Origin of the sequence: Pseudomonas sp. FeS53a, assembly GCF_000931385.1 — a bacterium.
In the GTDB taxonomy this organism is placed as follows: domain Bacteria; phylum Pseudomonadota; class Gammaproteobacteria; order Pseudomonadales; family Pseudomonadaceae; genus Metapseudomonas; species Metapseudomonas otitidis.
In genome coordinates this window covers 17,628-30,227 of the sequence record NZ_JYFT01000045.1, presented here as the reverse complement: position 1 = coordinate 30,227, position 12,600 = coordinate 17,628, and the positions used below count along the sequence as shown (strand labels likewise).

At 61.8% G+C, this 12,600-nt stretch carries 9 protein-coding genes and 1 pseudogene; 6 read left to right on the top strand and 4 right to left on the bottom strand.

The annotated features are described in order from the left end of the window. Positions 1–26 precede the first annotated feature (26 nt). A complete protein-coding gene (ftsK, locus tag SZ55_RS12870) occupies positions 27–2,456 on the bottom strand; it encodes a DNA translocase FtsK (RefSeq protein WP_152644478.1) in 2,430 nt (809 codons plus the stop codon). A 200-nt stretch (positions 2,457–2,656) separates the two neighbouring features. Here ftsK and trxB point away from each other — a divergent pair, with 200 nt between their 5' ends. From trxB to infA, 4 genes are all read left to right on the top strand, one after another. Beyond that, complete coding sequence (gene trxB, locus SZ55_RS12865; protein WP_044406328.1) at positions 2,657–3,610, top strand: thioredoxin-disulfide reductase; 954 nt, start codon at positions 2,657–2,659, stop codon at positions 3,608–3,610. Between the two features lie 36 nt (positions 3,611–3,646). Next, complete coding sequence (aat, locus tag SZ55_RS12860) at positions 3,647–4,330, top strand: leucyl/phenylalanyl-tRNA--protein transferase (protein WP_044406326.1); 684 nt, start codon at positions 3,647–3,649, stop codon at positions 4,328–4,330. Positions 4,331–4,383: 53 nt separating this feature from the next. Beyond that, positions 4,384–5,091, top strand: a complete 708-nt coding sequence (locus SZ55_RS12855; protein WP_044406323.1) for an arginyltransferase — start codon at positions 4,384–4,386, stop codon at positions 5,089–5,091. A gap of 99 nt (positions 5,092–5,190) precedes the next feature. Further along, positions 5,191–5,409 carry a translation initiation factor IF-1 gene (infA, locus tag SZ55_RS12850; RefSeq protein WP_002553999.1) on the top strand — a complete coding sequence of 73 codons (219 nt, stop codon included), beginning with the start codon at positions 5,191–5,193 and terminating at the stop codon, positions 5,407–5,409. 53 nt (positions 5,410–5,462) lie between these two features. Here the strand turns inward: infA and clpA are convergent, their stop codons facing one another. Further along, positions 5,463–7,733 (bottom strand): ATP-dependent Clp protease ATP-binding subunit ClpA, encoded by a 2,271-nt coding sequence (clpA, locus tag SZ55_RS12845; protein ID WP_044406315.1) that lies wholly within the window; start codon positions 7,731–7,733, stop codon positions 5,463–5,465. A 28-nt stretch (positions 7,734–7,761) separates the two neighbouring features. Further along, entirely contained in the window at positions 7,762–8,124 is a 363-nt protein-coding gene (gene clpS / locus SZ55_RS12840) for an ATP-dependent Clp protease adapter ClpS (protein ID WP_044406310.1), read from the bottom strand. Positions 8,125–8,351: 227 nt separating this feature from the next. Between clpS and cspD the strand changes: the two are divergent. Next, positions 8,352–8,610, top strand: a pseudogene (gene cspD, locus SZ55_RS12835) (cold shock domain-containing protein CspD); the annotation flags it as partial. A gap of 79 nt (positions 8,611–8,689) precedes the next feature. On the opposite strand, the gene icd reads toward cspD, so the two are convergent. Next, positions 8,690–9,946: an NADP-dependent isocitrate dehydrogenase gene (gene icd, locus SZ55_RS12830; protein WP_044406307.1), complete on the bottom strand. Its 1,257-nt coding sequence runs from the start codon at positions 9,944–9,946 to the stop codon at positions 8,690–8,692. A 365-nt stretch (positions 9,947–10,311) separates the two neighbouring features. On the opposite strand from icd, the gene SZ55_RS12820 reads away from it, so the two are divergent. Then, complete coding sequence (locus SZ55_RS12820; protein ID WP_044406301.1) at positions 10,312–12,540, top strand: NADP-dependent isocitrate dehydrogenase; 2,229 nt, start codon at positions 10,312–10,314, stop codon at positions 12,538–12,540. The last annotated feature ends 60 nt before the right edge of the window (positions 12,541–12,600 follow it).

Sequence of the window (12,600 nt, the reverse complement as noted above, 5' to 3'; positions counted from 1 at the left end):
AATCCTCTTGAGTGAACCGTTCAGGGTTAATCGCGGATCGGCGCGGGAGCGACCACGTCGCGCGAGCCGTTGGAGTTCATCGGAGTGACCACACCGGCCATCTCCATGGCTTCGATCATCCGGGCAGCGCGGTTGTAGCCGATCTTCAGCTTGCGCTGGACTGCCGAGATGGAGGCACGACGGCTTTCGGTGACGAAACGTACGGCTTCGTCATACAGCGGGTCATCCTCGCTGCCCTCGCTACCACCCTCACCACCTTCGAAGCTCCCGGAGGCACCACCGCCCTCCTCCACACCGGCGAGGATGTCTTCGATGTAGTCAGGTGCGCCGCGCAGCTTCCAGGCTTCCACCACGCGGTGCACTTCGTCGTCGGAGACGAAGGCGCCATGGACACGTATCGGCAGGCCGGTGCCCGGCGGCAGGTAGAGCATGTCGCCATGACCCAGCAGTTGCTCGGCGCCGCCTTGGTCGAGGATGGTGCGGGAGTCGATCTTGCTGGAGACCTGGAACGCCATGCGGGTGGGGATGTTCGCCTTGATCAGGCCGGTGATCACATCCACCGACGGACGCTGAGTGGCGAGGATCAGGTGGATGCCCGCTGCCCGCGCCTTCTGGGCGATACGGGCGATGAGTTCTTCGACCTTCTTGCCGACGATCATCATCATGTCGGCGAATTCGTCGACGACCACGACGATGGTGGGCAACTGCTTCAGCAGGGGCGCTTCATCTTCCATGCTCTCGCGACGATAAAGCGGGTCGGGCAGCGGCGTGCCGGCCTCTTCGGCGTCCTTCACCTTGCGGTTGAAGCCCGCCAGGTTACGCACCCCCATCGCGGCCATCAGCTTGTAGCGGCGCTCCATCTCGGCAACGCTCCAGCGCAAGGCGTTGGCCGCTTCCTTCATGTCCGTCACCACAGGACAGAGCAGGTGCGGGATGCCTTCATAGATGGAGAGTTCGAGCATCTTGGGGTCGATCATGATCATCCGCGCCTGTTCAGGCGTGGACTTGAAGAGGATCGACAGGATCATGGCGTTCACGCCCACCGACTTACCGGAGCCGGTGGTACCGGCCACCAGCAGGTGAGGCATCTTGGCGAGGTCGGCGATGACCGGGCGACCGCCGATGTCGTGCCCCAGGGCCAGCGTGACCGGTGATTTGGCGTCGTCGTACTCGGTGGACGACAGCACTTCGGAGAAGCGCACGATCTGTCGGTCTTCGTTGGGGATCTCGATACCGACGGTGGTCTTGCCGGGAATGACCTCGACCACGCGCACGCTGATGACCGCCAGGGAACGGGCCAGGTCCTTCGCCAAGTTGGAGATGCGGCTGACCTTGACGCCAGCCGCCGGCTGGATTTCGAAGCGGGTGATCACCGGACCCGGGTGGACGGACTCCACCATGACCTCGACGCCGAACTCCTTCAGCTTGATCTCCAGCAGGCGCGACATGGCCTCGAGCGACTCCGGCGAGAAGCTTTTCTGCTTCTTCTCGGCAGCGTCCAGCAGGGAGATGGGCGGCAAGGTTCCTTCCACTGCGCTGTCGATGAACAGCGGGACCTGCTTTTCCTTCTGGACGCGTTTGCTGGGCTCGGCGGGCTTGGGTGGCGGCGGCGGTGCGATGGTGGGCGCCGGACGGCTTTCCCGCTCGGTCATGTGCCTGGCAAGGGATTCCTCGCGCTCGATCAGGCGTTCCTTGACCTTGGCCTGCTCGCGGGTGTCCTTGACGACCGGGGCTGCCACCTCGGTGACGCGGTCATCGACCTCGCGGAGCTTGGCAACCAGCTGCTTGCGCTCCATGCGGGCGTTCCACCAACGGGTGATCAGGCTCTGGATCAACTCCACCAGATCAAGGGTAATCTTGCCGGTCAGGTCCATCACCTTGAACCACGACAGGTCGGTGAACACGGTGAGACCAAACAGAAATAGGGCAAAGAACAGCAGCGTACTGCCCTGCACGTTCAACGCATTGACCGAGAGATGGGCGAGGCTCTCGCCCAGCGCGCCACCGGCAGAAGCCGGCATGCCGACGCTGTCCTGGAAGTGGATATCGGCCAGCGCGGCACCGGCCAGCACCAGGAAGACCAGACCAATCAACCGCCAGGAGAACAACCAGCCGCTCCAGTCGATGGGCTGGTGACGGTGGCGGAAGACCTGCAGCGTCTTGATTCCCAGTAGCAACGGGAAGACATAGGCGAAATAGCCCAGCGCCATGAACAGGATGTCGGCGGACCAGGCGCCCAGGCGGCCAGCGGCATTCTGGACCTGCTCGACGTTACTGGTGTGGGTCCAGCCCGGGTCGGTGGAGTCGTAGGTGAGCAGCGCCATCCAGAGATAGAGGCACAAGGCGCCCAGCGCAATCAGCGCTCCCTCTTTCAAGCGGGAGTGCAATTGCTGTCGCCAGACTGGAATCTGGGCAGAGGGGGTGGAATTCTTCAAACGCCTGGTTTCCTGCGCCATTGGCGCGTCCAAGATTCGATCAGGGGCGGAAAAGACGCCCATTGTACGGGTTTAACGCTCGGACGCCACAGCGCACACGGCGCTGCGGGTGCGTTTTGCTGACGCTTCCTGCTTCGGTGTAGCATAGCCCGCAGCGTCTTGCGCAGTGCTCAATTGGAGCACGCATTCTCTTTTGTGACAAAGACTTATGAGGCCTTTTTATGAGCGACGTCAAGCATTCACGCCTGATTATCCTGGGCTCCGGCCCAGCCGGTTATACCGCTGCCGTGTATGCTGCACGCGCCAATCTCAAGCCCACCGTCATCACCGGCATCCAGCCTGGCGGGCAACTGACCACCACCACTGAGGTGGACAACTGGCCCGGCGATGTCGAGGGACTGACCGGCCCGGCGCTGATGGAGCGCATGCAGAAGCATGCCGAGCGCTTCGACACCGAAATCCTCTACGACCACATCCACACCGCCGAGTTGCAGCAACGCCCCTTCATCCTCAAGGGCGACAGCGGCACCTACAGCTGTGACGCGCTGATCATCGCCACGGGCGCCTCCGCCCAGTACCTTGGCCTCCCGTCCGAGGAGGCATTCGCCGGCAAGGGCGTTTCGGCCTGCGCTACCTGCGACGGCTTCTTCTATCGCAACCAGGTTGTCTGCGTGGTGGGCGGCGGCAACACCGCCGTCGAAGAGGCGCTCTATCTGTCCAACATCGCCAAGGAAGTGCACCTGATCCACCGCCGCGACAAGCTGCGCTCGGAGAAGATCCTGCAGGACAAGCTCTTCGAGAAGGCAGCCAACGGCAACGTCCGCCTGCACTGGAACCAGACCCTGGACGAGGTGCTGGGCGACAAAACCGGTGTCACCGGCGTACGCCTGAAGAGCACCGAGGACGGTTCCACCCAAGAGCTGCAGCTGGCAGGCGTGTTCATCGCCATCGGCCACAAACCGAATACCGACCTTTTCCAGGGCCAACTGGAAATGCGCGACGGCTACCTGGTGATCCGTGGTGGCTCAGAGGGCAATGCCACGGCGACCAGTATCGAGGGCGTCTTTGCCGCCGGCGACGTAGCCGACCACGTCTATCGCCAGGCAATCACCTCGGCAGGCGCAGGCTGCATGGCTGCCCTGGACGCCGAGAAATTCCTCGACGACAGCCACTGACGATGAGGTCGGGCGGCCATGCCGCCCTCCCCTTCCATGCTGACCTGGCTGAATCGCGAAACCTACGACTTCCCTCCCTTGGAGCGCGCACTGCGTGAGCCCAACGGCTTGCTCGCCGCAGGCGGCGACCTGAGCGCGGAGCGCCTCCTCGCCGCCTATCGCCACGGTTGCTTCCCCTGGTTCCAGGAGGGGCAGCCGCCACTCTGGTGGTCACCCGACCCACGCACCGTCCTATCCCCCCACGAAGTCCACGTATCACGCAGCCTGGCGAAAATCCTTCGCCAGGGCAGGTTCGAGGTGAGCTTCGACACGGACTTCGCAGCCGTGATCCAGGGTTGCGCAGGCCCTCGCAGCTATGCAGACGGAACCTGGATCACCGACGCCATGCAACAGGCCTATATCGAGCTGCACCGGAGGGGCTTCGCCCACTCGGTGGAAGTCAGGCTGAACGGCGAACTGGTGGGCGGCCTCTATGGCCTGGCTATCGGCAAGCTGTTCTTTGGCGAATCCATGTTCAGCCGAGCAGACAACGCTTCGAAGGTCGGCTTCGCCACGCTGGCCACCCACCTCGTCAAGTGGGGATTCGTATTGATCGACTGCCAGATGCCCACCTCGCACCTCCAGAGCCTGGGCGCCTACGCCATCCCCCGCAGCGAGTACGCCCGCTACCTCCAGCTGTATCTGGACCAGCCGAACACCGCCGACTGGACCGTCGCCTAGGCGAGTCGCCAACCCTGACATACACTTGCGGAAGGCTTTTCCGAGGTTCCGCCATGACCGAGCTGGCCCGCTTGAAGTTCTATGCCACTCAGCCACACCCATGCAGCTATCTGCCCGGGGAACAGGCCACTACGCTGTTCCTCGACCCCAGCCAGCCCATGGACGTGGACGTCTATGCCGAGCTCTCGGAAATGGGTTTCCGCCGTAGCGGAGATCACCTGTACCGCCCCCACTGCCAACGCTGCACCGCCTGCGTTCCTGCCCGAATCCCCGCCGCACCGTTCAGCCCCGACCGCCAACAGCGCCGCATCCTCAAGCGGAACGCGGATATCGAAGTACGCGGAGTGAAACCCTCCTTCACCGAGGAGTACTACGCGCTCTACGTGCGCTACATCGAGGAACGCCATGCCGACGGCGACATGTACCCCCCGAGCCGCGACCAGTTCTCGACCTTCCTGGTCCGCGATCTTTCGTTCTGCCGCTTCTTCGAGTTCCGCCTGCAAGGACGCCTGGTCGCAGTAGCCGTTACCGACGTCCTGCCGAACGGTCTTTCCGCCGTCTACACCTTCTACGACCCCTCGGAAGAACGGCGCAGCCTGGGCCGCTTCGCGATTCTCTGGCAGATCGGCGAAACCCTGCGCCTGGGCCTTGAAGCCGTCTACCTCGGGTACTGGATCAAGAACTGCCGCAAGATGAATTACAAGACCCAGTACCGTCCAATCGAGCTCTTCGTGAACCAGCGCTGGGTCACTCTGACCTGAAGCCCTTGGCGAGCGGTGGCATTTTCGGGCACAATGCACGCCGTTTTTGCCAGGCGCCGATTGCACCCGGCCATTCTTTGATACCGAGGGCTCTACTGCATGTCGAAAGAAGACAGCTTCGAAATGGAAGGCACTGTCGTCGACACCCTACCCAACACCATGTTCCGCGTGGAGTTGGAAAACGGGCACGTCGTCACCGCGCACATTTCCGGCAAGATGCGCAAGAACTACATCCGCATCCTGACCGGTGACAAAGTTCGCGTCGAGCTGACTCCCTATGATCTGAGCAAAGGCCGCATCACCTACCGCGCCCGCTGATCGGATCCAGAAAAAAGCCCGGCAATCGCCGGGCTTTTTCGTTTGCCTGACTATCAGGCCATCTCGGCCGTCGTCTCGAACTCGAAAGCCAGCTCATCCCCCTTCACATCGACGTGCACCACGCCGCCGTGATCGGCCAACTCGCCAAACAGGATCTCCTCCGCCAACGGACGCTTGATCTTGTCCTGGATCAGGCGAGCCATGGGGCGAGCCCCCATCTGTACGTCGTATCCGCGCTCACCGAGCCATTCCCGCGCCTCGTCACTGACAACCAGCTGGACACGCTTGTCCTCCAGCTGGGCCTGCAATTCGGTGAGGAACTTGTCGACCACGTTCTTGATGGTCTCCATCGACAGACGACCAAACTGGATGATGGTGTCCAGGCGATTGCGGAACTCGGGCGTGAAGCTCTTCTTGATCACCTCCATCGCATCGGACGAGTGGTCCTGCTGGGTGAAACCGATGGACGCTCGCGCAGCAGTCTCGGCGCCGGCGTTGGTGGTCATGATCACGATCACGTTGCGGAAGTCAGCCTTGCGCCCGTTGTTGTCGGTGAGGGTGCCGTGGTCCATGACCTGCAGCAGCAGGTTGAAGACCTCGGGATGCGCCTTCTCGATCTCATCCAGCAAGAGCACGCAATGCGGCATCTTGGTAATGGCCTCGGTCAGCAACCCACCCTGGTCGAACCCGACGTATCCGGGAGGCGCGCCAATGAGACGCGAGACGGTGTGCCGCTCCATGTACTCGGACATGTCGAAGCGCACGAGCTCGATCCCCAGCGCTTTCGCCAGCTGGCGTGCAACCTCGGTCTTGCCCACGCCGGTAGGGCCGGCGAACAGGAAGGAACCGACCGGCTTGTCCGGGGACTTCAGACCGGCACGGGAGAGCTTGATGGCCGTCGACAGCGAATCGATGGCAGCATCCTGACCGAACACGGTGAGCTTGAGGTCACGTTCGAGATTGCGCAGCAGCTCCTTGTCGGAACTGGTGACGTGCTTGGGCGGAATGCGCGCGATCTTCGCGACGATATCTTCCACCTGAGCCACCTCGATCCGAGCCACGCGCTTCTCTTCCGGCTGCAGGCGCTGATAGGCGCCGGCCTCATCGATCACATCAATGGCCTTGTCAGGCATGTGGCGATCGTTGATGTAGCGAGCCGCCAGCTCTGCCGCAGCACGGAGCGCTTCGTCGCTGTACTCGATGTGGTGGTGCTGCTCGAAGCGCGGCTTGAGCCCCTTCAGGATGCCAATGGTGTCCTCGACAGAAGGCTCGACCACATCCACTTTCTGGAAGCGCCGCGCCAATGCGCGATCCTTCTCGAAAATGCCACGGAACTCCTGGAAGGTCGTCGAGCCGATGCAACGGATTTCACCCGAGGACAGGAGCGGCTTGAGAAGGTTGGAGGCATCCATCACCCCTCCGGATGCCGCACCCGCACCGATGATGGTGTGAATCTCATCGATGAACAGGATGGCATGGGGGCGCTTGCGCAGCTCGTTCAGCAGGGCCTTGAAGCGCTTCTCGAAGTCGCCACGGTATTTCGTCCCTGCGAGCAACGCGCCGAGATCCAGGGAGTAGACGACACTGTCGGCCAGCAACTCTGGCACCTGATTGTCCACGATGCGCTTGGCCAGCCCCTCGGCAATGGCGGTCTTGCCAACGCCAGCCTCACCGACCAGCAACGGATTGTTCTTGCGACGACGCGCCAGGATCTGCGCTACACGCTCAACCTCATTCTCGCGCCCCACAAGCGGGTCGATGCGTCCTTGCCGAGCAAGCTCGTTCAGGTTGCTGGCATAGGCATCAAGCGGATGGCCTGCCGAAGAAGACTCGCCGCTCTCCTCATCCTGCATTTCCTGCTCGCTTTCGTGCTGCTCGCCATGACCCGGAACCTTGGAGATGCCATGGGCGATGTAGTTGACGACATCGATACGGGCGACACTTTGCTGCTTGAGCAGGAAGACAGCCTGGCTCTCCTGCTCGCTGAAGATGGCGACCAGCACGTTGGCCCCGGTGACTTCACGCTTGCCGGAGCTCTGAACGTGGAAGACTGCACGCTGCAGGACGCGCTGGAAGCCGAGCGTCGGCTGGGTTTCACGATCCTCGTCGTGCTGAGGGATCAGCGGCGTGGTGGAGTCGATGAACTCCTGAAGGTCACGCCGGAGCTTATCCAGGTTGGCGCCACAGGCGCGGAGGACGGCGGAAGCAGCATCATTGTCCAACAGGGCCAGCAGCAGGTGCTCGACCGTCATGAACTCATGACGTTTTGCGCGTGCTTCCTTGAAGGCAAGATTGAGGGTGACTTCGAGCTCGCGGTTCAACATAGCTTCACCTCATACCCAAGTGGCCGGATTAACCGTCCTTCTCGATCTCACAGAGCAGCGGATGCTGGCTCTCTCTCGCGTATTGATTCACCTGCATAGCCTTGGTTTCAGCAATATCGCGCGTGTACACACCACATACGGCCCGCCCTTCGGTATGGACGGTCAGCATGACCCGCGTCGCCACTTCGCGGTCCAGGTTGAAGATGGTTTCCAGCACCTCGACCACGAAATCCATCGGCGTGTAGTCATCATTGAACATCACCACCTTGTACATGGATGGTGCCTTCAGGGCCGGCTTGGCTTCCTGAAGCACCAGGCCGGCATCATCACCGCCGATGTGCTCGGGGTGATCCTGATTGAATGTTAGTCGAATCTGGCTGCTTGCATGCATGCTGGAAAAAGCTTCTTGGCCGATGGAAAGGAACGCCCCATGGAGTTTGACCCGCTTCTCAGCCGGTCGCCGCATCGCCTTGACTAAAGGCAAAAGGGTGTTACAAACAAGGGATACCCACCTACGGGTATCAAGGGTTCCGCACCTTCGTCCGCCCGGTCGGGCCTGGCGCGGGGTCGTAGTGGATGATACTCCAGTGATGGAGTCCTTTGCAGAGGGATATCAGCATGGTTAGCGGTAAGGTCAAGTGGTTCAACAACGCCAAGGGGTATGGATTTATCCTCGCTGAAGGCCGAGATGAGGACCTGTTCGCCCATTACTCGGCGATCCAGATGGAGGGTTACAAGACCCTCAAGGCTGGCCAGCCGGTAAGCTTCGACATTATCCAGGGCCCCAAGGGCCTGCATGCCGTGAACATCAGCCCTGTCATGGCGGCCAGCGATACCCATGGCACCACTGCAGTTGCCACTGCCAAAGGTAGCGCCGTCGAAGCCTGACCCTGAAAGCTGGGGAAACGAAAAGGCCGGTCAAGTTGACCGGCCTTTTTTTGTTGCACGCCTATCGATCACATGTGCGTGATGATGGCGTCGCCGAACTCGGAGCAGGACTGCAGCTTGGCACCGTCCATCAGACGCTCGAAGTCGTAGGTGACGGTCTTCGCCGCAATGGCACCGTTCACGCCCTTGATGATCAGGTCCGCAGCCTCGCCCCAACCCATGTGGCGGAGCATCATTTCGGCGGAAAGAATCACCGAACCCGGGTTCACCTTGTCCAGGCCTGCGTATTTAGGCGCAGTGCCGTGGGTCGCCTCGAACATCGCCACCGAGTCGGACAGGTTGGCGCCCGGAGCGATACCGATACCCCCTACCTCTGCCGCCAGGGCATCGGACAGGTAGTCGCCGTTGAGGTTGAGGGTCGCAATCACGTCGTACTCAGCCGGGCGCAGCAGGATCTGCTGCAGCATGGCGTCGGCGATGACGTCCTTCACCACGATGTTCTTGCCAGTGCGCGGATTCTTGAACTGCATCCACGGCCCACCATCCAGCAGTTCGGCACCGAACTCCTGGCGCGCAATCTCGTAGCCCCACTCTTTGAAGGCGCCTTCGGTGAACTTCATGATATTGCCCTTGTGCACAAGGGTCACGGAGCTGCGGTCATTGTCCACCGCGTACTGCAGGGCCTTGCGAACCAGGCGCTTGGTGCCTTCCTCGGAAACGGGCTTGATACCGATACCGCAGTTCTCGGTGAAGCGGATCTTCTTCACGCCCATTTCCTCGGTGAGGAACTTGATGACCTTCTCGGCCTCGGGGCTACCCGCCTTCCACTCGACACCCGCATAGATGTCCTCGGAGTTCTCGCGGAAGATCACCATGTCCACGTCGCCGGGCTTCTTGACCGGGCTCGGCACGCCTTCGAACCAGCGCACCGGGCGCAGGCAAACGTAAAGATCCAGTTCCTGGCGCAGGGCCACGTTGAGGGAGCGGATACCACCGCCCACCGGCGTGGTCAGCGGGCCCTTGATGGATACGACGTAGTCGCGCACGGCCTCCAGGGTTTCCTTGGGCAGCCAGGTGTCCTGATCGTAGACCTGGGTGGCCTTCTCGCCGGCATAGACCTCCATCCAGGCGATCTTGCGCTCACCGCCATAGGCCTTGGACACGGCAGCGTCCACGACCTTGATCATTACAGGGCTGATGTCGACACCAATACCATCGCCCTCGATGAAGGGAATGATGGGGGTATTCGGTACGTTCAGGGACATATCCGCGTTAACGGTGATTTTGTCACCGACTGCCGGAACCTGGATCTTTTGGTATCCCATGCTGAGCTCCATATTGTGGTTTGAGAATGCTCTTGCGGCCCGTGAGCCTACTCCAAACGGGCGGTCATCGACCATATCTTCCTTAGTCGAAACATCGTGCCAGAGCCAGCCAACCGAAAGGAATGGTACACTGCGCGCCGTGACCTCATGGTCACCTGGGTCGAGCAGTCTGGGACCAGGCTCAACTGACCCTGAAGCGGCCAGACCACCATCATGATCGGGCCGAGCAACGCTCTACTGGCGCTCCATTACCCCTCCGCGGCAATTCTCGGCACTGCTCAACATCGGATCCGTTTGAGCGACTGCATCTACCGGTGCGCTACGAGAGTCTGTGCGCGTCCAGCATAGAAGAGAGTCAAACGTTAATGCCCAACCGTCCGAAGATTACCTACACCTTCACCGACGAAGCCCCAGCGCTCGCCACCTACTCCCTCCTCCCCATCGTCAAGGGATTCGCCGCCTCCGCCGGCATCGACGTGGAGACCCGCGACATCTCCCTCGCCGGACGCATCCTCGCCACCTTCGCCGACATTCTCCCTGCCGACAAGCGCATCGAGGATGACCTGGCCTACCTGGCGACCCTTGCGACCGCTGCCGACGCCAACATCATCAAGCTGCCGAACATCTCCGCATCGGTACCGCAGCTGAAGGGCGCCATCGCAGAACTTCAGGCACTGGGCTACAACGTCCCCAACTTCCCTGAAGATCCGCAAAGCGAAGAAGAGAAGGAAATCCGTGCGCGCTACACCAAGGTGCTGGGCAGCGCCGTGAACCCGGTCCTGCGCGAAGGCAACTCCGACCGTCGCGCCCCGGCAGCCGTCAAGGCGTACGCCCGCAAGCACCCGCACTCCATGGGCAAGTGGAGCATGGCCTCCCGCTCCCACGCCGACTACATGCGTGGCGGCGACTTCTTCTCCAGCGAGCAGTCCATCACCATGGCCAAGGCCGGTGACGTTCGCATCGAATTCGTCGGCAAGGACGGCCAGGTCGAGCTGAAGAAAAAGCTGGCCCTTCAGGACGGCGAAGTGCTCGACAGCATGTTCATGAGCTGCAAGAAGCTGCGCGCCTTCTTCGAACAGACCCTGCAGGACTGCAAGGAAACCGGCGTCATGTGGTCCCTGCACGTCAAGGCCACCATGATGAAGGTCTCCCACCCCATCGTGTTCGGCCACGCCGTCAGCGTTTACTACAAGGACGTCTTCGACAAGTACGGCGACCTGTTCAAGGAACTGGGCGTCAACCCGAACAACGGCATCAGCAGCGTCTACGACAAGATCAAGGCCCTGCCCGCCTCCCAGCAGGAAGAGATCCTGCACGACATCCACGAGGTCTACAGCCACCGCCCCGAAATGGCGATGGTCGACTCCGTCAAGGGCATCACCAACCTGCACATCCCCAGTGACGTGATCGTCGACGCCTCCATGCCGGCCATGATCCGCAACTCCGGCCAGATGTGGGGCAAGGACGGCAAGCAGAAAGACACCAAGGCCGTGATGCCGGAAAGCACCTACGCCCGCATCTACCAGGAAATGATCAACTTCTGCAAAACCAACGGCGCGTTCGATCCCACCACCATGGGCAGCGTACCGAACGTCGGCCTGATGGCGCAGAAAGCCGAGGAATACGGCTCCCACGACAAGACCTTCGAGATGACCGCAGACGGCACCATGCGCGTCGTTGCCGCCGACGGCACTGTCCTGATGCAGCACGAAGTGGAAGCCGGCGACATCTGGCGCGCCTGCCAGACCAAGGACGCCCCGATCCGCGACTGGGTCAAGCTGGCCGTCACCCGTGCCCGCCAGTCCAACACCCCGGCCATCTTCTGGCTGGACCCGGAGCGCGCCCACGACCGAGAACTGCAGAAGAAGGTCGAGCTGTACCTCAAGGACCACGACCTGACCGGCCTGGACATCCGCATGATGGGCTACAACGAAGCCATCCGCGTCTCCATGGAACGCATGATCCGCGGCCTGGACACCATCTCGGTGACCGGCAACGTCCTGCGTGACTACCTGACCGACCTGTTCCCCATCATGGAACTGGGCACCTCGGCCAAGATGCTCTCCATCGTCCCGCTGATGGCGGGCGGCGGCATGTACGAAACCGGCGCCGGCGGTTCCGCGCCCAAGCACGTGCAGCAACTGGTGGAAGAGAACTACCTGCGCTGGGATTCCCTCGGCGAGTTCCTGGCCCTGGCCGTCTCCCTCGAAGAGACCGGCATCAAGACCGGCAACGCCAAGGCCAAGCTGCTGGGCAAGACCCTCGACGAAGCCACCGGCAAACTGCTGGACAACAACAAGTCCCCGTCCCGCAAGGTCGGCGAGATCGACAACCGCGGCAGCCACTTCTACCTGGCGCTCTACTGGGCCCAGGCCCTGGCCGCCCAGGACGAAGACGCCGAACTCAAGGCCCACTTCGCCCCGGTCGCCAAGGCCCTGACCGAGCAGGAAGCCGCCATCGTCGCCGAACTCAACGGCGTACAGGGCAAGCCTGCCGAAATCGGCGGCTACTACCGCTCCAACCCCAAGCTGACCAGCCAGGTGATGCGCCCCAGCGCCACCTTCAACGCGGTCATCGACGGACTGGTCGCCTAAACGACCTGCAGCACCAGAAACCCCGGGCATGTCCCGGGGTTTCTTTTTCCGGCGCAGCCC